Origin of the sequence: Pseudomonas mendocina (genome assembly GCF_003008615.1) — a bacterium.
GTDB lineage: Bacteria > Pseudomonadota > Gammaproteobacteria > Pseudomonadales > Pseudomonadaceae > Aquipseudomonas > Aquipseudomonas mendocina_C.
This window is the reverse complement of sequence record NZ_CP027657.1, coordinates 2,835,757-2,854,837: the sequence shown is the minus strand read 5'-3', so window position 1 is coordinate 2,854,837 and position 19,081 is coordinate 2,835,757. Positions and strand designations below refer to the sequence as shown.

Sequence of the window (19,081 nt, the reverse complement as noted above, 5' to 3'; positions counted from 1 at the left end):
CCAAAACCTGGCAAAGCGCACAAAACATGCGTCTTTTCGGGGCTTTGGTTTGCTTCTTGCATTTTCCTGCCCATTGCCGGAACGCACTGCCTATGACTATCAACGACGCTCTGCACCGCCTGCTACTCGACAACCTGACCACCGCCACCCTGCTGCTCAATAGCCAACTGTGCCTTGAGTACATGAACCCGGCGGCGGAAATGCTCCTGGCCGTCAGCGGTCAACGCAGCCATGGTCAGTTCATCAGCGAACTGTTCACCGAATCGCCAGAGGCGCTATCGTCTCTGCGCCAAGCGGTGGAGCAGGCGCACCCGTTCAACAAGCGCGAAGCCGTACTGACCTCGGTCACCGGCCAGACGCTCACCGTCGACTACGCCGTCACCCCGCTGTACAGCAAGGGCGAGACCCTGCTGCTGCTGGAGGTGCACCCGCGCGACCGCCTGCTGCGCATTACCAAGGAGGAGGCGCAGCTATCCAAGCAGGAGACCACCAAACTGCTGGTGCGTGGCCTGGCTCACGAGATCAAGAACCCGCTCGGTGGTATTCGTGGCGCAGCGCAGCTGCTCTCGCGCGAACTGCCCAACGAAGATCTCAAGGACTACACCAACGTCATCATCGAGGAGGCCGACCGTCTGCGTAACCTGGTCGACCGCATGCTCGGCTCGAACAAGCTGCCGTCACTGGCGATGACCAACGTGCACGAGGTGCTCGAACGTGTCGCCAACCTCATCGAGGCGGAAAGCCAGGGCAGCATTACCCTGGTGCGTGACTACGACCCGAGCATTCCGGATCTGCTGATCGATCGCGAGCAGATGATCCAGGCCGTGCTCAATATCGTGCGCAATGCCATGCAGGCCATCGCCGGGCAGAGACACGACATGGGCCTGGGCCGCATCAGCCTGCGCACACGCACCATTCGCCAGTTCACCATCGGCCACACTCGCCATCGCCTGGTGGTCAAGGTCGAGATCATCGACAACGGCCCCGGTATTCCGCCGGAGCTGCAGGAAACCATCTTCTACCCCATGGTCAGTGGTCGTGCCGACGGCACCGGCCTGGGCCTGGCCATCACCCAGAACATCATTAGCCAGCACCAGGGTCTGATCGAATGCGAGAGCCATCCCGGCCACACCGTGTTCTCGATCTTTCTGCCGCTGGAACAAGGAGCGCCCACGCCATGAGCCGCAGTGAAACCGTCTGGATTGTCGACGACGATCGTTCCATCCGCTGGGTACTGGAAAAGGCCCTGCAACAGGAAGGCATGACCACCCAGAGTTTCGACAGTGCAGACGGTGTACTCGCCCGCCTGACCCGCCAACAGCCGGATGTGATCATCTCCGACATCCGCATGCCCGGCGCCAGCGGCCTCGACCTGCTGGCACGCATCCGCGAGCTGTATCCGCGCCTGCCTGTGATCATCATGACCGCGCATTCCGACCTGGATAGCGCGGTCGCCAGCTATCAGGGCGGCGCCTTCGAATACCTGCCCAAACCATTCGACGTCGACGAAGCCGTCTCCCTGGTCAAGCGCGCCTTCCAGCACGCCCAGGAGCAACAGAGCCTGGCCGTACCAGCCGCGCAGGCCCGCACCCCGGAAATCATCGGCGAAGCGCCGGCGATGCAGGAGGTGTTCCGCGCCATTGGCCGGCTTTCGCATTCCAATATCACCGTGCTGATCAACGGTGAATCCGGTACGGGTAAAGAGCTGGTAGCCCACGCCCTGCACCGCCACAGCCCGCGTGCGGTGGCACCGTTCATCGCGCTGAACATGGCGGCCATCCCCAAGGATCTGATGGAATCCGAGCTGTTCGGCCACGAGAAAGGTGCCTTCACCGGTGCAGCCAACCAGCGCCGTGGCCGCTTCGAGCAGGCCGATGGCGGCACCCTGTTCCTCGACGAGATCGGCGACATGCCGGCCGACACCCAGACCCGACTGCTGCGTGTGCTGGCCGATGGCGAGTTCTACCGCGTTGGCGGCCACACTCCGGTGAAAGTGGACGTGCGCATCATCGCCGCCACCCACCAGAACCTGGAAACGCTGGTGCAGGCCGGCAAGTTCCGTGAGGACTTGTTCCACCGCCTCAACGTCATCCGCATCCACATCCCGCGCCTGGCCGACCGCCGAGAAGATATTCCGACCCTGGCCCACCACTTCCTCGCCCGTGCCGCACAAGAGCTGGCGGTGGAGCCGAAGCTGCTCAAGAGCGAGACCGAGGATTACCTCAAGCACCTGCCGTGGCCGGGCAACGTGCGCCAGCTGGAGAACACCTGCCGCTGGATTACCGTCATGGCCTCCGGTCGCGAAGTGCACGTCGACGACCTGCCACCAGAGCTGCTGACCCAGCCGCAGGACGCCGCACCGGTCACCAACTGGGAGCAGGCCCTGCGCCTGTGGGCCGACCAGGCCCTGGCCCGCGGTCAATCCAACCTGCTCGATACTGCCGTACCGGCCTTCGAACGCATCATGATCGAGACCGCCCTCAAGCACACCGCCGGCCGCCGCCGCGACGCCGCGCTGCTGCTCGGCTGGGGCCGCAATACCCTGACGCGCAAGATCAAGGAACTGGGCATGAAGGTCGACGGCGCGGACGACGACGACAACGACGACTGAGTCAGCTAGCGTGACGAAAAAGGGCATCCCATGGGATGCCCTTTTTATTTGTAGTCACTGGCCGGCCATTGGTGGTGCGCACAGCGCACCCTACCCAGAGCGCGACGACCGTAGGGTGCGCCGCGCGCACCGCCTATTGAAACAAGCTCAACCGCGCTGCGCGTTCTTGATCGAAATCTGCGTGTTCAGCGTCCAGAAGTCATAGAGCACGCCGACCAGGAACAGGCCACCGGTGAACAGGTAAATGATCCCGGTGATCCACTTGCCCTGATACATGCGGTGCACACCGAACACGCCGAGGAAGGTCAGCAGAATCCACGCCACGTTGTAGTCGATGTCACCCGCAGTGAAGCGCAGATCGGCCTCGCGATCCATCGCCGGGATCAGGAACAGGTCGATGATCCAGCCGATGAAGAACAATCCCAGGGTGAAGAACCAGATGGTGCCGGTCACCGGCTTGCCGTAATAGAAGCGGTGCGAACCGAGGAAACCGAAAATCCACAACAGATAACCAATCAGCTTGCTGTGCGTGTCATGTCGTTGCATGGCGATCTCCTTGATCAATCTGCGCATATGACGCTGCCCTGCTGGCAAGGTTTCATGGCGCCGCTCCACACTCAAGTACCGTAAAGCGCTTGCCTGTCACAGATTCGCAGATTACTGTATATAAAAACAGTATTCGAGCCTTCTGCATGCAACTGATCGAGAAACTCACGATCCTCGCCGACGCCGCAAAATACGACGCCTCCTGCGCCAGCAGCGGCGCGCCAAAGCGCAGCTCGAAAGGCAAGGATGGCATCGGCTCGACCAATGGCATGGGCATCTGCCACAGCTACACACCGGATGGCCGCTGCGTAGCGCTGCTCAAAGTGCTGCTGACCAACTTCTGCCTGTACGACTGCCAATACTGCATCAACCGTCGCTCCAGCGATGTGCCGCGAGCGCGCTTCACACCCGAGGAAGTGGTGACCCTGACGCTGGACTTCTACAAACGCAACTGCATCAGCGGCCTGTTTCTCAGCTCCGGCATCATCCGCTCGGCCGACTACACCATGGAGCAGTTGATCCGTGTCGCCAAACTGCTGCGCCAGGAGCATCAGTTCCGCGGCTACATTCACCTCAAGACCATCCCCGAGGCCGCGCCGGAACTGATCGCCGAGGCCGGCCTGTATGCCGACCGCCTCAGCGTCAATATCGAGCTGCCCACCGAAACCAGCCTGGTACGCCTGGCGCCGGAAAAGAACGTCGGCAGCATCCACCAGGCCATGCACAACATTCATCAGGGCGAGCGCGAGGCCAGGGAAGAACACCGCGCGCCGCGCTTCGCCCCTGCCGGGCAGAGCACGCAGATGATCGTCGGCGCAGACGCCACCGACGACAGCACCATCCTGCACAACGCCCAGACGCTGTATCACGACTACCGCCTGCGCCGCGTCTACTACTCGGCGTTCAGCCCAATTCCACAGAGCCCGAAGACCGTTCCCTTCGAAGCGCCGCCTTTGCTGCGCGAACACCGCCTGTACCAGGCGGACTTCCTCATGCGCGGATATGGCTTCAGTGCCACGGAACTGCTCGCCGGCCCCGGCAACCTGGCACTGGATATCGACCCCAAGCTGGCCTGGGCACTGGCCAACCGCGAACAGTTTCCCGTCGATCTCAACCGCGCCGACGAATCGCTGATCGCCCGCGTACCGGGCATCGGCGTGCTCAGCGCACGGCGCCTGGGCGCGCTGCGTCGTGAACGGCGCATCCGTTATGAAGATCTGACCCGCCTGCGCTGCGTCCTGGAAAAGGCCAAGCCCTTCATCGTTACTCAGGATTACCGGCCACCGCGGGCCGAGCACGAGTCCGTGGTACTGCGTCAGCAGCTGCGCGATACCTCGGCGCAAATGGCGTTGTGGTGATGCACAGCCTGCGCTTCGACGGCACCTTCGCCACCTGGCGTCAGGCCGCACGGCGTGCCCTGCTGCAAAACCTGGCGCCGCATCAACTGCAGTGGCTGGACGAAGAAGCAGCACCTGGCCTGTTCGACGAAGCCGCCGAGCGCGCACCAGAGCCCAATGGCCGCCTGCGTGTCTCCCCCGAACTGCTCGATTTGCTGGAAAGCGCCGCGCAGTATCGCGGTGAGGAACGCTGGAGCCTGCTCTATCGTGTGCTCTGGCGCTTCGTGCAGGGCGAACGCAGCGCCGTGCTGGCGGGCGATCCCGACGGCAGCGAGCTGCACCGCCGGCTCAAGGCAGTGCGTCGCGAGGCCCATCACCTGCATGCCTTCGTGCGTTTCCAGCCGGGCAAGACAGCAGGCGCACCCGACTTCGTCGCCTGGTTCGAACCGGCGCACGATATTCTCGCCTCAGCCAGCGGACACTTCGCCGAACGCCTGGGCAAGCACAGTTGGCTGATCGCCACACCGCGCGATGGCGTCTACTGGAACGGCCAGAGCCTGCAGCATGAGCGCCGCTGCCCCGTGCAATGGCAAGCCTGGGCGCAGCAATCCGACGATGACGGCCAGGCACTGTGGCGGGCCTACTATGGCAGCACCTTCAACCCGGCACGGCTCAATCGCACGGTGATGCAGCAGCACCTGCCCCTGAGGTTCTGGAAGCACCTGCCGGAGGGGCCACTGATCCCGCAGTTGATGAGCGAAGCGCGCGCCGGTGCGCAACGCGACGGCCAGGCACTGGTGCTGGCCGGCAGGAAGGGAAAACGCATTGCCCAGGTGAACGAAGGGGACGCATCGCGTCCCCTCTCTGGCAGCATCAGCGGAAGCGACGCCCCGGATCTTCCTCGCTGACCTCCAGCGCCAGGCCCTGGGCCATGCTGGTCAGGTGGTCGCCGTCGGTTTCCGAACCGAGTTTGATCATCAGGCGCAGGTCGTTGGCCGAGTCGGCGTAGAGCAGCGCATCTTCGTAGGTGATCTCACCCTGGGTGTAGAGGTTGTACAACGCCTGATCGAAGGTCTGCATGCCCTGCTCGGTGGAGCGCTTCATCAGGCCCTTGAGCTCGTGCACTTCGCCCTTGCGGATCAGGTCGGCAGCCAGCGGGGTATTGATCAGCACCTCGATCACCGCGCGGCGCCCCTTGCCATCCGGCGTTGGCACCAGTTGCTGGGCGACGATGGCCTTGAGGTTGAGCGACAGATCCATCCACACCTGATTCTGCCGATCGGCTGGGAAGAAGTTGATGATGCGATCCAGCGCCTGGTTGGCGTTGTTGGCGTGCAGGGTGGCCAGGCACAAGTGACCGGTTTCGGCGAAGGCCACAGCGTGATCCATGGTCTCGCGGGTGCGCACCTCGCCGATCATGATCACGTCCGGCGCCTGGCGCAGGGTGTTCTTCAGTGCCACCTCGAACGACTCGGTGTCGATGCCCACTTCGCGCTGCGTGACGATGCAGCTCTGGTGCTGGTGGATGTATTCGATCGGATCTTCGATGGAGATGATGTGGCCGCTGCTGTTGCGGTTGCGATAGCCGATCATCGCCGCCAGCGAAGTCGACTTGCCGGTACCAGTGGCCCCGACGAACAACACCAGGCCACGCTTGGTCAGCGACAACTTCTTGAGGATTTCCGGCAGTTTGAGTTCGTCGATGGTCGGGATGGTGGTCTCGATACGACGCAGCACCATACCCACCAGGTTGCGCTGGTAGAAGGCACTGACACGGAAACGACCAATGCCACGGGCGCTGATGGCAAAGTTGCACTCGTGGTTCTCGGCAAAGTCGCGGCGCTGCGCCTCGTTCATCACGCCCAGAACGGTCTCGCGGGTCTGCTCCGGCGACATGGCGTTCTTGGTCACCGGCATGATCTTGCCATTGACCTTCATCGACGGTGGCACACCGGCAGTGATGAACAGATCGGAGCCGCCTTTTTCGACCATCAGGCGCAATAGTTTTTCGAATTCCATCTTCGGTCTCGCCAATCAGCTGCACGCCCGATAAAGGCCCTGAGCGGGCCTGACGACTGGCGGCGTGCGGCGCAGTCGCTGCGGCTTTTAGAAGTTCTCGGGGCTCTTGGCCTTTTCGCGCGCACTGTCGCGGCTGACCAGCCCCTTGGATACCAGCGTCTTCAGGCAGGCGTCCAGAGTCTGCATGCCCAGCGCACCGCCGGTCTGGATCGCCGAATACATCTGCGCCACCTTGTCCTCGCGGATCAGGTTACGGATGGCCGGCGTACCGATCATGATTTCATGCGCCGCCACACGACCACCGCCGATCTTCTTCAGCAGGGTCTGCGAAATCACCGCTTGCAGCGATTCGGAGAGCATCGAGCGCACCATCGACTTCTCTTCGGCCGGGAACACGTCGACCACACGGTCGATGGTCTTGGCAGCGGAGGTGGTGTGCAGGGTGCCGAATACCAGGTGGCCGGTTTCCGCGGCAGTCAGCGCCAGGCGGATGGTTTCCAGGTCACGCATCTCACCCACCAGGATGATGTCCGGGTCTTCGCGCAGCGCCGAACGCAGTGCTTCGGAGAAGCCGTGGGTGTCGCGGTGCACCTCACGCTGGTTGACCAGGCACTTCTTCGATTCGTGGACGAATTCGATAGGATCTTCGATGGTAAGGATATGGTGGTACTTGTTGCTGTTGAGGTAGTCGAGCATCGCCGCCAGGGTGGTCGACTTGCCCGAACCGGTGGGGCCGGTGACCAGCACCAGGCCGCGCGGCACGTCGGTGATCTTGCGGAAGACCTCGCCCATGCCCAGGTCATCCATGGTCAGCACCTTGGACGGAATGGTACGGAACACCGCACCGGCGCCACGGTTCTGGTTGAAGGCGTTGACCCGAAAGCGCGCCACGCCCGGCACCTCGAAGGAGAAGTCGGTCTCGAGGAACTCTTCGAAATCCTTGCGCTGCTTGTCATTCATGATGTCGTAGATCAGCGCGTGTACCTGCTTGTGATCCAGCGGCGGCAGGTTGATGCGGCGCACGTCGCCGTCGACGCGGATCATCGGCGGCAGACCCGCCGAGAGGTGCAAATCCGACGCGCCTTGCTTGGCGCTGAAGGCAAGCAGCTCAGTGATATCCATGGGACTCCCCAATTACAAGCAAGCAGGTAGAATGCCGCGAACCCTCTAAAGGTCGGGCTTTGTAGAGCGCAGGTAATGTCCACGATAGCAGAGAATATTGCAAAGGTCGGAGCGCGCATCCGTGAGGCGGCGCAAGCCTCGCAGCGCAATTTGGCGGAGGTCGGCCTGCTTGCGGTGAGCAAGACCAAACCGGCAGACGCCATCCGCGAAGCCCATGCCGCCGGTCTATCCGATTTTGGCGAAAACTACCTGCAGGAGGCCCTGGGAAAGCAGGTCGAGTTGAGCGATCTGCCCTTGATCTGGCACTTCATCGGCCCCATTCAGTCGAACAAGACCCGGCCCATCGCCGAACACTTCGACTGGGTACATTCGGTGGATCGTCTGAAAATCGCCCAACGCCTGTCCGAGCAGCGCCCCGCCCACCTGCCAACGCTGAACATCTGTCTGCAGGTCAACGTCAGCGGTGAAGACAGCAAATCCGGCTGCGCACCCGAGGATCTGTCGGCACTGGCCAAGGCCGTCGCGACCCTGCCCCACCTGAAACTGCGCGGCCTGATGGCGATCCCCGAACCCACCGATGACATCGCCGCACAACATGCCGCCTTCGCCCGCTTGCGCCAGCTGCGCGATGATCTGGCGTTGAATCTCGATACCCTGTCCATGGGCATGAGCCATGATCTGGAAGCCGCCATCGCCGAAGGTGCCACCTGGGTCCGCATCGGCACTGCTCTGTTCGGCGCCCGCGACTACGGCCAGCCCACTCACTGAATGAAGGAATTCCCCTAATGAGCAACCCGATCATCGTCTTCGTCGGCGCCGGCAACATGGCTGCCAGCCTGATCGGCGGCCTGCGCGCCCAGGGCGTGGCGGCCAACGCCATCCGTGCCAGCGAACCTGGTACCGAGCAGCGCGCGCGCCTGCAACAGGAACACGGCATCATCACCTTTGCGAATAACGCCGACGCCATCGAAGGCGCGGATCTGATCGTGCTGGCAGTCAAGCCGCAGATCATGAAAGCGGTGTGCCTGGATCTGGCCGCACACCTCGCACCGAACCAGGTGATCATCTCCATCGCCGCCGGCATCAGTTGCGCCAGCCTGGAAAACTGGCTGGGCGAGCGCCCTGTCGTGCGCTGCATGCCCAACACCCCAGCGCTGCTGCGCCAGGGCGTATCCGGCCTGTTCGCCAACCCGCGCGTCAGCGCCGCACAGAAAGCCCAGGCCGAACAGGTGCTGAGCGCCGTTGGTCTGGCGCTGTGGCTCGATAACGAAGCGCAGATCGACGCGGTCACCGCCGTGTCCGGCAGCGGCCCGGCCTATTTCTTCCTGCTGATCGAAGCGATGACCGAGGCTGGTGAAAAACTCGGCCTGCCACGCGAAACCGCTGCCCGCCTGAGCATCCAGACCGCTCTGGGCGCCGCGCGCATGGCCAGCGAGAGCGATGTCGACGCCGCAGAATTGCGTCGTCGTGTTACCTCGCCGAACGGCACCACCGAAGCGGCAATCAAAACCTTCCAGGCAGGTGGTTTCGAGGCGCTGGTGCAGCAGGCACTCAACGCAGCGGCCAACCGCTCGACCGAACTCGCCGAACAACTGGGTCAATAAGGAGACAGCATGTCCGGACTCATCGAAGCTCTCATCTATATCATCCAGACGCTCGGCAGCCTGTACCTGCTGATCGTGCTGCTGCGTTTCATCCTGCAACTGGTACGCGCCGATTTCTACAATCCACTCAGCCAGTTCATCGTCAAGGCTACTCAGCCGCTGGTGACGCCGCTACGGCGGATCATCCCCGGTTTCGCCGGTCTGGATCTGGCCTCGCTGATCCTGGCCATTCTGGTGCAGCTGGTACTGATGATCGTCACCCTGACGCTGATGGGCTACAACGTCGGCGGCTTCATCCTGCAGTTGCTGGTGTGGTCGCTGATCGGCGTAACCTCGCTGTTTCTCAAGGTGTTCTTCTTCGCCCTGATCATCAGCGTGATCCTCTCCTGGGTCGCACCGGGCAGCTACAACCCAGGCGCGCAACTGGTGAATCAGATCTGCGAACCACTGCTGGCACCATTTCGCAAGCTGCTGCCTAACCTTGGCGGCCTGGATATCTCGCCGATCTTCGCCTTCATCACCATCAACCTGATCGACCGCTTCGTGATCGGCGGGCTGGCGGCCTCCACCGGCCTGCCGCCGATGCTCAGCCCCTTCCTCTGAGCATGAGCTTCTACCGCTGGGACGGCGAGGATCTGATCCTCGACTGCCATCTGCAGCCCAAGGCGAGCAAGGACGAGTTCGCCGGGCTGCACGGTGAGCGGCTGAAAATCCGCCTCACCGCCCCGCCGGTCGACGGCAAGGCCAACGCCCATCTGCAGGCCTTCCTGGCCAAGGCCTTCGGTGTCGCCAAGAGTCAGGTGAGCCTGGAGAGCGGTGAACTCAACCGACAGAAGCGCCTGCGTATTCGCGCCCCGCAGAGCCTGCCGCCGATTCCCGGCCTGCAACGCACCTGACGACCACTCAGCCGCCTGCCCCGACCATAAGGCGGGACTGTACCAGCGGCCAATTGACGGCCGCCTGGCGCGTCGCATAATGCAAGCTATTCTCGCCAATGCCGTGCGTCCTGGCGGCCAACCCAACTGAACCGTCACGCAGACGCTAACCAGCAAGTGGATGATCTTGCCGAGAGGAGAGCCAGGATGAGCATGGAACGTCTCAGCCAGCAGGTTGACGCCTACGTTGCCTGGAAGCGCGAGCTGATGCGCGAGATCACGCGTTATCGCAGTTGGCTGGAGCACAATCGGCTCAACTCCGAAGCCGTACAGGCACGCCTCGAACGCGCCCTGAAGATCCTGCGCACCGACCACATCACCCTGGCTTTCGTTGGCGAGTTCTCACGCGGCAAGACCGAGCTGATCAACAGCCTGTTCTTCTCCGAATATGGTCAGCGCATGCTGCCCTCGCACGCCGGGCGCACCACCATGTGCCCCACCGAGTTGTTCTTCGACCCGCGCTCGGAGCGCCCCTACATTCGCCTGCTGCCGATAGAGACCCGTACGGCCTCGGCCAGCGTCGCCCAGTTCAAGCGCATTCCCAGGCACTGGGTGAACATCCCGCTGGACACCAGCGACCCCGCCAACATGGCCCTGGCTTTCAGCCAGGTGGCCAAGACCAAAGCCATGCCGGTGGAACAGGCGATCCAGCTCGGCTTCCACCCGGACATGCTCGAAGGCACCGGCAAACGCGGTCAGGTACTGGTACCGGCCTGGCGCCATGCGATGGTCAATTTCGACCACCCCTTGCTGCGCCAGGGCCTGCGCATTCTCGATACACCCGGCCTCAATGCCCTTGGCAGCGAGCCGGAACTGACCCTGTCGATGTTGCCCAACGCCCAGGCGATCATCTTCCTGCTGTCCGCCGATACCGGCGTCACCGCCAGCGACATGAGCATCTGGCAACAGCACATCCGCCAGCTCGACGAAGACGCGCAGACCAGCCTGTTCGCCGTGCTGAACAAGATCGATGTGCTGTGGGACGACCTGGCTGGCGAGACCTTCGTGCAGAACGCCATCAGCCAGATCCAGAACGCCACCGCCAAGCAGCTGGGCATCGCCAAGCAGGACGTCTTGCCGCTGTCGGCCAAGCAGGCGCTGCTGGCCAAGGTACGCAAGGACGAAGAATTACTGGCGCGTAGCCAGATGGCCAATCTGGAGAACTTGCTGTGCGAACGCATCGTCGCGCAGAAGGAGCGCCTGATCGAAGATCATGTGGTGCGTCAGGTACTGGCCTTGCTCAACAACAGCCAGCACGTGCTCAACCTGCGCCTGGAAAAGGTCAACGAACAGTTGGCCCTGCTCGGCAACCACCAGCAGGACAATGGCCAGTTGCTCTTCGAACTGACCGCCAAGACCAAGGAAGATCACAATCAGCACCACAAGCGCCTGCTCGGCCTGAAAACCAATCAGCGCCTGCTGCACCGCCAGGGTCAGTTGCTGCGCCATGCCGCACGTGCCGAGCGCCTGGAAGAGCACCTGAGCGAAGTCCGGCGCAACCTTACCGGCAGTTGGACCACCCTGGGTATCAACCAGGCCATCCTGCATTTTTTTCGCGTCGTCGAGCAGGATCTGCACAACCTGCAGCATGAAGCCGAGATGGCCAACAAGATGGTCGCCGCCATCTATCGCCGGCATAACGAAGACAACCCGCTGGGCGGTGTCGACGCGCCGCAGTTCAAGATCCAGCGCTACCTGCGTGAGTTGAAGAAGCTGCAAGCCAAGGGCGACCAGTTCCGCCTGCACGTGAAGACCCTGCTCACCGAACAGCGCAGCCTGACTCGGCGTTTCTTCGCCACCCTGGCCCAGGAAGTGATCGGCCTGCACCAGCGCCTGCGCCAGGACGCCGAGCAATGGGCGGCCGATGCACTGATGCCGCTGATGCAGCACACCCTGGAACACAAGCAGATGCTGGAAACCCACATGCTGCGCCTCAAGGCCCTGGCCCAGGAAACCCAGCAAACGCGCAAACGGAGCCTGCAACTGGCGCGCTATCAGGAAGAGCTGGAGCAGCAACTGGCCCAGGCCAGCGACATGCTGCGCGTGCTGCGTCGACCGGCGCCAGTGCAGCGCCAAGGCAAGGTGGTCAGCCTGCCGGTGATCGCGCGCCCACGCAGCCTGTAAATTCTATGTTCATGCGCGCCCTGCCCTCTCTTCCATAAATGGGAGAGAGGTGACCAGACCGCTCGCTTGCCGCTCGGGTCGGTGCTCTTTAGACTGGCGCCCTCCTCAGAGTCATTAGCAGCGCCTCAATGCCCACTGCATTCCCCGAAGATTCCGTCGGCCTGGTCAGCCCCCAGGTATTCCGCTTCAGCGAGCCGCTGGCGCTGGCCTGCGGGCGCAGCCTGGCCGAGTACGAACTGGTCGTCGAAACCTACGGCAAACTGAACGCCGCACGCAGCAATGCCGTGCTCATCTGTCACGCCCTGTCCGGCCATCATCACGCCGCCGGCTATCACAGCCCGGATGATCGCAAACCGGGCTGGTGGGACAGTTGCATCGGCCCCGGCAAGCCGATCGACACCAACAAGTTCTTCGTCGTCAGCCTCAACAACCTCGGCGGCTGCAACGGCTCCACCGGCCCCAGCAGCACCAACCCGGCCACCGGCAAACCCTACGGCGCCGACTTCCCGGTGATGACGGTCGAAGACTGGGTGCACAGCCAGGCGCGCCTGGCCGATGAACTCGGCATCGACCAATGGGCGGCGGTGATCGGCGGCAGCCTCGGCGGTATGCAGGCCATGCAGTGGACCATCAGCTACCCCGAGCGCGTGCGCCATTGCCTGGCCATCGCCTCGGCACCCAAGCTGTCGGCACAGAACATCGCCTTCAACGAAGTGGCGCGCCAGGCGATTCTCACCGATCCCGAATTCCACGGCGGACACTTCCAGGAACAGGGTGTGATCCCCAAGCGTGGCCTGATGCTGGCACGCATGGTCGGCCACATCACTTACCTGTCCGATGACGCCATGGGCGAGAAATTCGGCCGTGGCCTGAAGAGCGAAAAGCTCAACTACGACTTCCACAGCGTCGAGTTCCAGGTGGAAAGCTACCTGCGCTACCAGGGCGAGGAGTTTTCCGGGCGCTTCGACGCCAACACCTATCTGCTGATGACCAAGGCGCTGGACTACTTCGACCCGGCCGCCGCCCATGACGGCAACCTGGCGAAAACCCTGGCTGGAGCCAAGGCCGACTTCTGCCTGATGTCCTTCACCACCGACTGGCGCTTCTCCCCGGCACGCTCGCGGGAGATCGTCGATGCTCTGCTGGTCGCGAAGAAAAACGTCTGCTACCTGGAGATCGATGCTCCGCAGGGTCATGACGCCTTCCTCATGCCGATCCCGCGTTACCTGCAGGCATTCGGCAGCTACATGAAGCGAATCGAGGTATGAGCATGCGAGCGGATCTGGAAATCATCCAGGAATGGATCGCCCCGGGCAGCCGTGTGCTCGACCTGGGCTGCGGCGATGGCGAGCTGCTCGCCTGGCTGCGCGATCACAAGCAGGTCTCCGGTTACGGCCTGGAAATCGACCCGGACAAGATCGCGCTGTGCATCGAGCGCGGTGTCAACGTCATTGAGCAGAACCTCGACCTGGGCCTGGGCAATTTCGCCAGTAACAGTTTCGACGTGGTGGTCATGACCCAGTCGCTGCAGGCGCTGCACTACCCGGACAAGGTGCTGGCCGAGATGCTGCGCGTCGGCAAGACCTGCATCATCACCTTCCCCAATTTCGGTCACTGGCGCTGCCGCTGGTACCTTACGACAAAAGGTCGCATGCCAGTATCGGACTTCCTGCCCTATACCTGGTACAACACGCCGAACATCCACTTCTGCACCTTCGAGGACTTCGAGCGCCTCTGTCACGCCCAGGGTGCCCGCGTGGAAGAACGCCTGGCGGTGGATCGCGATCACCACCACGGCCTGGCAAGCCGCATCTGGCCTAACCTGCTGGGTGAAATCGGCATCTACCGCATCAGCGCCGCAGGCCTTTCCGGGCATCAGGTCGCGGTCTGAACAGAGGAGAATCATCATGCGTCGTCTCGTTCCCTTCCTCATCGCCCTGTGCCTGGCACTGCCAGCCGCCGCCGAACGCAAGCAGAGCTTTGGCGATCTCGACGTGCACTACAGCGTGTTCAATTCCAGCTTCATTCAGCCGGATATCGCTGCTGCCGCCGGTCTGACTCGCAGCAAGACTCAAGGCGTGATCAACGTCGCCGTACTCAAGGCCGGCAAGGCTAGCACCGCCGTGGTTGGTGGTGAAGTGAAGGATCTGCTCGGCAAGAGCACCGCCCTGACCTTCCGCCAGGTCACCGAAGGTGGCGCCATCTATTACCTGGCGCAGTTCCCCTTCAAGACCCGCGAAGTGCTGAGTTTCACCCTGGATGTGCGCCAGGGCGACGACGCACACCGCATTACCTTCAACCAGGAAATGTTCCCGGATGACTAATCCCGTGAGTGGTTTCAAGGAACTGGTGCTGGCCAGCCACAACGCCGGCAAGCTCAAGGAGCTGCAGGCCATGCTCGGTGATGCCGTACGCGTGCGTTCCATTGGCGAGTTCAGCCAGGTCGAGCCGGAAGAGACCGGTCTGTCGTTCGTCGAGAACGCCATCCTCAAAGCGCGCAACGCAGCACGCATCTCCGGCCTGCCGGCGCTGGCCGACGACTCCGGCCTGGCGGTGGATGCCCTCGGTGGCGCCCCCGGCATCTACTCGGCGCGCTATGCCGATGGCAAGGGCGATGCGGCCAACAACGCCAAGCTGCTCGACGCCCTCAAGGACGTACCGGATGCCGAGCGCGGCGCCCAGTTCGTCTGCGCCCTGGCGCTGGTACGGCATGCCGATGATCCGTTGCCGATCCTCTGCGAAGGCCTGTGGCACGGCAGCATCCTGCATGCCGCCCGCGGCGAACATGGCTTCGGCTACGATCCGCTGTTCTGGGTGCCCGAAGGTGAGTGCTCCAGCGCTGAAATGCCGCCCGAGCAGAAGAACCGCCTCAGCCACCGCGCCCGCGCCATGGCTCTGCTCAAGCAGCGTCTGGGGCTGGCATGAGCGAAACCGCTGGCGGGCGCTTCCTGCTCCCGCCCCTGGCGCTCTACATCCACATTCCGTGGTGCGTGCGCAAATGCCCTTACTGCGACTTCAACTCCCACGCCGCCGGGCCGCAACTGCCTGAAGAAGAGTATGTCGACGCGCTGCTTGCCGACCTCGACATCGACCTGCAGCACGTCCATGGCCGGCCGCTGACTTCGATCTTCTTCGGCGGCGGCACGCCCAGCCTGTTCTCCGACCGCGCCCTGGGCCGTCTGCTGGAAGGCGTCGAGCGGCGCATCGCCTTCGCGCCAGACATCGAAATCACCCTGGAAGCCAACCCCGGCACCTTCGAGCAAGCCAAGTTCAAGGGCTATCGGGCTCTGGGCATCAATCGCCTGTCCATCGGCGTGCAGAGCTTCCAGGAGGCCAAGCTCAAGGCACTGGGGCGCATCCATGATGGCGGCGAAGCCATCCGCGCTGCCGACATGGCCCGCGCCGCCGGCTTCGATAACTTCAACCTCGACCTGATGCACGGCCTGCCCGAGCAGAGCATCGAGGACGCCCTGTTCGACCTGCGCACCGCCATCGCCCAGGCACCGACGCACCTGTCCTGGTACCAGCTGACCATGGAGCCGAACACAGTGTTCTGGAACCAGCCGCCGGTGCTTCCCGAGGACGATCTGCTGTGGGACATCCAGGAAGCCGGCCAGGCCTTGCTCGCGGCCGAGGGTTACGCACAGTACGAAGTATCCGCCTATGCCCAGCCCGGCAAGCAGGCGCGGCACAACCTCAATTACTGGACGTTCGGCGACTTTCTCGGCATCGGTGCCGGCGCCCACGCCAAGCTGAGCACGCCGCACGGGCGCATTCTGCGCACCTGGAAGACCCGCCTGCCCAAGGATTACCTCGATCCAGGCAAGGCTTACCAGGCAGGTGAACGCGTGCTGGATAGCGACGAGTTGCCCTTCGAGTTCCTGATGAACGTGCTGCGCCTGACCGAAGGCGCGCCAGCCGAATTGTTCAGCCAGCGCACCGGCCTGTCCCTGCAGCAATTGGAACAGGCACGTCGCGAGGCCGAGCACCGTGGTCTGCTGCAAGGCGATGACACCCGTTTGGTCGCCACGGCAAAAGGACAGCTGTTTCTCAACGACCTGCTGCAGCTGTTCCTCGCCTAGCCTCGCAACGCCTCTCGAATGGTGGATGCGTAAGGCAAACGAAACCCGCCGCAGCCCGATGGACGGGCTTCTTCCGCCCTACACGCTACGCACTGCCGCGACTGTTCCTTGTCCAGGTTCCCTACAAATCCGGTAGTCTATGGCGCTTCACCATGCGCAGACAGGGAACCCGTCGTGCTCGACCCGCGCAGCATCGTCTTCATTCTCGCCGCCCTGAGCCTGCTGATGGCCATCGTGCTATCGGCCATGCCCAGCGCCGTGCGCGATCGCCAGCAGGGCGCGCGACACTGGAGCGCGAGCATGCTCTGCGTAGCGCTCGCCTCGGTACTGTACGGCTTGCGCGACATGGTGCCGGAGTCGCTGTCGATGGTAGTCGCCAACGCCTCTGCCATGGGCGCCACCGCACTGATCTACTACGGCGGACGCGCCTTCTTCGAGCAGCGGCGTCATGGCCGGCAACTGATCATCGCCCTGCTGATTGCCAACCTGGGGCTGGTCTACTGCCTCTACGTACAAGACCTGTACGCCATCCGCGTGGTGATTTTCTCCAGTGTCTCCGGAGTTTTGCTGTTCCTGTTCGGCCTCGACGTACTGCGCCACCGTCCACGAGAAACCGGGCGCGCCCAATTTCCCTATCTGTTCACGGCAATCACAGTGATCTTCGACGCACTGGTGTCGCTGGCCCGCATCATCAACGCCGTGCTGCACCCCACCGTAGGTAGCGACTTCCTCGCACCGACGCCGCTCAATGCCCTGTATTTCTCCACCCACGGCCTGCTGGCGATCTGCATCTCGGTAGGTTTCATCCTCATGCTCAACGAGCGCCTGCATGCGATGCTCGAACACCAGCTCAGCCACGATCCGCTGACCAATGCCTACTCCCGGCCGATGATCTTCGAGCTTGCACAGCGTGAGCTGAGCACCCTGCGCCAGCCACTATCGCTGTTGCTGCTGGATATCGATCACTTCAAGCAGGTCAACGACAACCTCGGCCACCAGGGCGGTGACGAGGTGCTCAAGCATTTCGTGCGCACGCTCACGGCCAACCTGCGCTCGAACGAGCCGCTGGGTCGCTATGGCGGCGAGGAATTCATCATCCTGCTACGCGACGTGGACGCCGAATCGGCGCGCATCACCGCCGAACGACTGCGCCAATGCGTTGCCGAAGCTCCGTATCGCTACTCGCAGAACGATTACCCGATCACCACCAGCATCGGTCACGCCACCGCATACGCGCAGGAAAGCCTGGAGCAGCTGCTGCAGCGCGCCGATACGGCGCTGTACCGCGCCAAGCGCGAAGGTCGCAACCGAGTCGAACAAGCCTGACCCTCTAGGAGCCCCAATGGATCTGATACTGGATCTGATCGTCACCCTGTCGCGCTGGAGCCGCAGCCACCTCGGCGATATCTCCCTGGCCATCATGGCCACCCTTCTGGTGCTGTTCGGCCCGGCGATCAACGCCTGGGTTCAACGTACCATCGGCAATCTCAACTTCGTGCTGCGCACCCTGTTGTTCGTGGTGTTCTGCGCCGTCGGCTATGGCCTGGCCATCGTCTTCCTCACGCCCTGGCTGGCCAAGGGCCTGGCGCATTTCAACAACTTCACCCTGGCGCCGGTGTTGATTCTGATCTTCGTGGTGATCGGCATACTTGCCGACCGCAATTAGCGAGCCTTGCCCTGCTTCACGAAGTCAGCCGCGCAGCCACGCCAGTGCCTGCTCGACCAATTGCGCAGGACTGTCATACGTCGAATCGAGCCGCAACAACGGACAGCTCAGTTGCCGCTCGATCCATGCCTCGTGCATGCGCAGGCTGCGGGTCTGCAGGTCGCCCTGCTCGTAGCCGGCCGCCCATTCGAGGAACGCCAGGCTCTGCGCATGCATGTCGCCACCCGGCTGGATGCGCTCGCCATAGCGCTGCGCTTCACGCTGACGCAGGCGACGCATGCGCTCTTCATCGTTCAGGCGCAGGAACAGCGCATGGCTGAACGACGGAATCAACGCCTCGCCCCAGCTGCACAGCGAGCCACTCAACACCCAGTTCGGCGCCTGCGCCGTGTGCTCGCGGATCATTTCCACACGCTGTTGCGGTGGACGCTTATGCAGGTAGGGCGGCTCGCTGGGCAACCAGTAGAAATCGTCGGTATCCAGGTGCAGCCAGCCGCAACGCTCGGCCAGCTCCCGAGCCAGGGTGCTGGTGCCAGAGCCGGACGCACCGAAGATATGTAACCGAACCGCCATGGATTCACCTCCTTTTCGAACAGGATTTCAAGATGATTCGCCCCTACCGCCCCTCTGACAGCGAAACCGTACTCACGCTCTGGCTCGATGCCTCGATCCAGGCACACGACTTCGTACCGAAGGCGTTCTGGCAGGAACAGCTGCCCGCCATGCGCGAGCACTACCTGCCGCAAGCCGAAACCCTGGTGCTGGAGGAAAATGGCCAGACGCTCGGCTTTCTGTCGCTGCATGAACAGCGCCTGGCTGCATTGTTCGTCAGCCCGGACGCCCAGGGCCGTGGCATAGGCCGCCAACTACTGGACGAAGCCAAGCGCAGGCGCGATAGCCTCGAGCTGAGCGTGTACTGCGCCAATACTCGGGCGGTGGCCTTTTACAAGGCCAACGGCTTCGTGACCGTTGCCGAAGCGCACGACCCGCACACCGGCCAGGCGGAGCTGACGATGCGCTGGTCGCGCGAATGAA

Annotated in this window: 21 protein-coding genes; 17 read left to right on the top strand and 4 right to left on the bottom strand. The window is 62.9% G+C overall.

The genetic code is table 11. The annotated features are described in order from the left end of the window. The first annotated feature begins 92 nt into the window (after positions 1 to 92). Both glnL and ntrC read left to right on the top strand, forming a co-directional pair. Complete coding sequence (gene glnL, locus C7A17_RS13320) at positions 93 to 1,181, top strand: nitrogen regulation protein NR(II) (protein ID WP_106738489.1); 1,089 nt, start codon at positions 93 to 95, stop codon at positions 1,179 to 1,181. Continuing rightward, positions 1,178 to 2,611, top strand: a complete 1,434-nt coding sequence (gene ntrC / locus C7A17_RS13315) for a nitrogen regulation protein NR(I) (RefSeq protein WP_106738488.1) — start codon at positions 1,178 to 1,180, stop codon at positions 2,609 to 2,611. The genes glnL and ntrC overlap by 4 nt, the downstream gene beginning before the upstream one ends. A 147-nt stretch (positions 2,612 to 2,758) precedes the next feature. Here ntrC and C7A17_RS13310 read toward each other — a convergent pair whose 3' ends face one another. Beyond that, positions 2,759 to 3,157 (bottom strand): NINE protein, encoded by a 399-nt coding sequence (locus tag C7A17_RS13310; protein ID WP_106738487.1) that lies wholly within the window; start codon positions 3,155 to 3,157, stop codon positions 2,759 to 2,761. A gap of 146 nt (positions 3,158 to 3,303) precedes the next feature. Here C7A17_RS13310 and C7A17_RS13305 point away from each other — a divergent pair, with 146 nt between their 5' ends. Both C7A17_RS13305 and C7A17_RS13300 read left to right on the top strand, forming a co-directional pair. Further along, the gene (locus tag C7A17_RS13305; RefSeq protein WP_106738486.1) at positions 3,304 to 4,515 is read left to right on the top strand and encodes a putative DNA modification/repair radical SAM protein; all 1,212 of its coding nucleotides are present in this window, start codon (positions 3,304 to 3,306) and stop codon (positions 4,513 to 4,515) included. Next, positions 4,515 to 5,402, top strand: a complete 888-nt coding sequence (locus tag C7A17_RS13300) for a TIGR03915 family putative DNA repair protein (RefSeq protein WP_106738485.1) — start codon at positions 4,515 to 4,517, stop codon at positions 5,400 to 5,402. Before C7A17_RS13305 ends, C7A17_RS13300 begins: the two co-directional genes overlap by 1 nt. Here the strand turns inward: C7A17_RS13300 and C7A17_RS13295 are convergent. Together C7A17_RS13295 and C7A17_RS13290 are read right to left on the bottom strand one after the other, a co-directional pair. Next, entirely contained in the window at positions 5,368 to 6,513 is a 1,146-nt protein-coding gene (locus tag C7A17_RS13295; RefSeq protein ID WP_106738484.1) for a PilT/PilU family type 4a pilus ATPase, read from the bottom strand. The genes C7A17_RS13300 and C7A17_RS13295 overlap by 35 nt on opposite strands. Before the next feature lie 87 nt (positions 6,514 to 6,600). Then, positions 6,601 to 7,635 (bottom strand): type IV pilus twitching motility protein PilT, encoded by a 1,035-nt coding sequence (locus tag C7A17_RS13290; RefSeq protein WP_106738483.1) that lies wholly within the window; start codon positions 7,633 to 7,635, stop codon positions 6,601 to 6,603. Positions 7,636 to 7,710: 75 nt separating this feature from the next. Here C7A17_RS13290 and C7A17_RS13285 point away from each other — a divergent pair, with 75 nt between their 5' ends. The 12 genes from C7A17_RS13285 (at position 7,711) to C7A17_RS13230 (ending at position 18,046) form a co-directional block, all read left to right on the top strand. After that, a complete protein-coding gene (locus C7A17_RS13285; RefSeq protein ID WP_106738482.1) occupies positions 7,711 to 8,403 on the top strand; it encodes a YggS family pyridoxal phosphate-dependent enzyme in 693 nt (230 codons plus the stop codon). A 17-nt stretch (positions 8,404 to 8,420) separates the two neighbouring features. Continuing rightward, entirely contained in the window at positions 8,421 to 9,239 is an 819-nt protein-coding gene (gene proC, locus C7A17_RS13280; protein ID WP_106738481.1) for a pyrroline-5-carboxylate reductase, read from the top strand. A gap of 9 nt (positions 9,240 to 9,248) precedes the next feature. Continuing rightward, positions 9,249 to 9,842, top strand: coding sequence for a YggT family protein (locus C7A17_RS13275; protein ID WP_106738480.1), 594 nt, complete (start codon positions 9,249 to 9,251; stop codon positions 9,840 to 9,842). Between the two features lie 2 nt (positions 9,843 to 9,844). Next, a complete protein-coding gene (locus C7A17_RS13270; RefSeq protein ID WP_106738479.1) occupies positions 9,845 to 10,135 on the top strand; it encodes a DUF167 domain-containing protein in 291 nt (96 codons plus the stop codon). Between the two features lie 186 nt (positions 10,136 to 10,321). Then, positions 10,322 to 12,298 (top strand): dynamin-like GTPase family protein, encoded by a 1,977-nt coding sequence (locus C7A17_RS13265; protein WP_106738478.1) that lies wholly within the window; start codon positions 10,322 to 10,324, stop codon positions 12,296 to 12,298. 128 nt (positions 12,299 to 12,426) lie between these two features. Beyond that, positions 12,427 to 13,566 (top strand): homoserine O-succinyltransferase MetX, encoded by a 1,140-nt coding sequence (gene metX, locus C7A17_RS13260; RefSeq protein WP_106738477.1) that lies wholly within the window; start codon positions 12,427 to 12,429, stop codon positions 13,564 to 13,566. A gap of 2 nt (positions 13,567 to 13,568) precedes the next feature. Next, positions 13,569 to 14,189 carry a methionine biosynthesis protein MetW gene (gene metW, locus C7A17_RS13255; protein ID WP_106738476.1) on the top strand — a complete coding sequence of 207 codons (621 nt, stop codon included), beginning with the start codon at positions 13,569 to 13,571 and terminating at the stop codon, positions 14,187 to 14,189. 16 nt (positions 14,190 to 14,205) lie between these two features. Further along, on the top strand, positions 14,206 to 14,622 hold the full coding sequence (locus C7A17_RS13250; RefSeq protein WP_106738475.1) for a DUF4426 domain-containing protein: 417 nt from the start codon (positions 14,206 to 14,208) through the stop codon (positions 14,620 to 14,622). Next, complete coding sequence (gene rdgB, locus C7A17_RS13245) at positions 14,615 to 15,223, top strand: RdgB/HAM1 family non-canonical purine NTP pyrophosphatase (protein ID WP_394337067.1); 609 nt, start codon at positions 14,615 to 14,617, stop codon at positions 15,221 to 15,223. Before C7A17_RS13250 ends, rdgB begins: the two co-directional genes overlap by 8 nt. Next, complete coding sequence (gene hemW / locus C7A17_RS13240; protein WP_106738474.1) at positions 15,220 to 16,380, top strand: radical SAM family heme chaperone HemW; 1,161 nt, start codon at positions 15,220 to 15,222, stop codon at positions 16,378 to 16,380. The genes rdgB and hemW overlap by 4 nt, the downstream gene beginning before the upstream one ends. Positions 16,381 to 16,554: 174 nt before the next feature. Beyond that, a complete protein-coding gene (locus tag C7A17_RS13235) occupies positions 16,555 to 17,706 on the top strand; it encodes a GGDEF domain-containing protein (protein ID WP_106738473.1) in 1,152 nt (383 codons plus the stop codon). A gap of 16 nt (positions 17,707 to 17,722) precedes the next feature. Next, the gene (locus tag C7A17_RS13230) at positions 17,723 to 18,046 is read left to right on the top strand and encodes a DUF3392 domain-containing protein (RefSeq protein WP_106738472.1); all 324 of its coding nucleotides are present in this window, start codon (positions 17,723 to 17,725) and stop codon (positions 18,044 to 18,046) included. A 24-nt stretch (positions 18,047 to 18,070) separates the two neighbouring features. On the opposite strand, the gene C7A17_RS13225 is transcribed toward C7A17_RS13230, so the two are convergent. Then, positions 18,071 to 18,619, bottom strand: a complete 549-nt coding sequence (locus C7A17_RS13225) for an AAA family ATPase (protein ID WP_106738471.1) — start codon at positions 18,617 to 18,619, stop codon at positions 18,071 to 18,073. Positions 18,620 to 18,651: 32 nt separating this feature from the next. Between C7A17_RS13225 and C7A17_RS13220 the strand changes: the two genes are divergently transcribed. Continuing rightward, positions 18,652 to 19,080: an N-acetyltransferase gene (locus C7A17_RS13220; RefSeq protein WP_106738470.1), complete on the top strand. Its 429-nt coding sequence runs from the start codon at positions 18,652 to 18,654 to the stop codon at positions 19,078 to 19,080. Position 19,081: the final 1 nt, after the last annotated feature.

What these genes read in the sequence shown, in the direction of transcription:
- glnL (WP_106738489.1), top strand. Translation starts at nt 93, where the DNA reads ATGACTATCAACGACGCTCTGCACCGCCTGCTACTCGACAACCTGACC.
- ntrC (WP_106738488.1), top strand. Translation starts at nt 1,178, where the DNA reads ATGAGCCGCAGTGAAACCGTCTGGATTGTCGACGACGATCGTTCCATC.
- C7A17_RS13310 (WP_106738487.1), bottom strand. Translation starts at nt 3,157, where the DNA reads ATGCAACGACATGACACGCACAGCAAGCTGATTGGTTATCTGTTGTGG.
- C7A17_RS13305 (WP_106738486.1), top strand. Translation starts at nt 3,304, where the DNA reads ATGCAACTGATCGAGAAACTCACGATCCTCGCCGACGCCGCAAAATAC.
- C7A17_RS13300 (WP_106738485.1), top strand. Translation starts at nt 4,515, where the DNA reads ATGCACAGCCTGCGCTTCGACGGCACCTTCGCCACCTGGCGTCAGGCC.
- C7A17_RS13295 (WP_106738484.1), bottom strand. Translation starts at nt 6,513, where the DNA reads ATGGAATTCGAAAAACTATTGCGCCTGATGGTCGAAAAAGGCGGCTCC.
- C7A17_RS13290 (WP_106738483.1), bottom strand. Translation starts at nt 7,635, where the DNA reads ATGGATATCACTGAGCTGCTTGCCTTCAGCGCCAAGCAAGGCGCGTCG.
- C7A17_RS13285 (WP_106738482.1), top strand. Translation starts at nt 7,711, where the DNA reads ATGTCCACGATAGCAGAGAATATTGCAAAGGTCGGAGCGCGCATCCGT.
- proC (WP_106738481.1), top strand. Translation starts at nt 8,421, where the DNA reads ATGAGCAACCCGATCATCGTCTTCGTCGGCGCCGGCAACATGGCTGCC.
- C7A17_RS13275 (WP_106738480.1), top strand. Translation starts at nt 9,249, where the DNA reads ATGTCCGGACTCATCGAAGCTCTCATCTATATCATCCAGACGCTCGGC.
- C7A17_RS13270 (WP_106738479.1), top strand. Translation starts at nt 9,845, where the DNA reads ATGAGCTTCTACCGCTGGGACGGCGAGGATCTGATCCTCGACTGCCAT.
- C7A17_RS13265 (WP_106738478.1), top strand. Translation starts at nt 10,322, where the DNA reads ATGAGCATGGAACGTCTCAGCCAGCAGGTTGACGCCTACGTTGCCTGG.
- metX (WP_106738477.1), top strand. Translation starts at nt 12,427, where the DNA reads ATGCCCACTGCATTCCCCGAAGATTCCGTCGGCCTGGTCAGCCCCCAG.
- metW (WP_106738476.1), top strand. Translation starts at nt 13,569, where the DNA reads ATGCGAGCGGATCTGGAAATCATCCAGGAATGGATCGCCCCGGGCAGC.
- C7A17_RS13250 (WP_106738475.1), top strand. Translation starts at nt 14,206, where the DNA reads ATGCGTCGTCTCGTTCCCTTCCTCATCGCCCTGTGCCTGGCACTGCCA.
- rdgB (WP_394337067.1), top strand. Translation starts at nt 14,615, where the DNA reads ATGACTAATCCCGTGAGTGGTTTCAAGGAACTGGTGCTGGCCAGCCAC.
- hemW (WP_106738474.1), top strand. Translation starts at nt 15,220, where the DNA reads ATGAGCGAAACCGCTGGCGGGCGCTTCCTGCTCCCGCCCCTGGCGCTC.
- C7A17_RS13230 (WP_106738472.1), top strand. Translation starts at nt 17,723, where the DNA reads ATGGATCTGATACTGGATCTGATCGTCACCCTGTCGCGCTGGAGCCGC.
- C7A17_RS13225 (WP_106738471.1), bottom strand. Translation starts at nt 18,619, where the DNA reads ATGGCGGTTCGGTTACATATCTTCGGTGCGTCCGGCTCTGGCACCAGC.
- C7A17_RS13220 (WP_106738470.1), top strand. Translation starts at nt 18,652, where the DNA reads ATGATTCGCCCCTACCGCCCCTCTGACAGCGAAACCGTACTCACGCTC.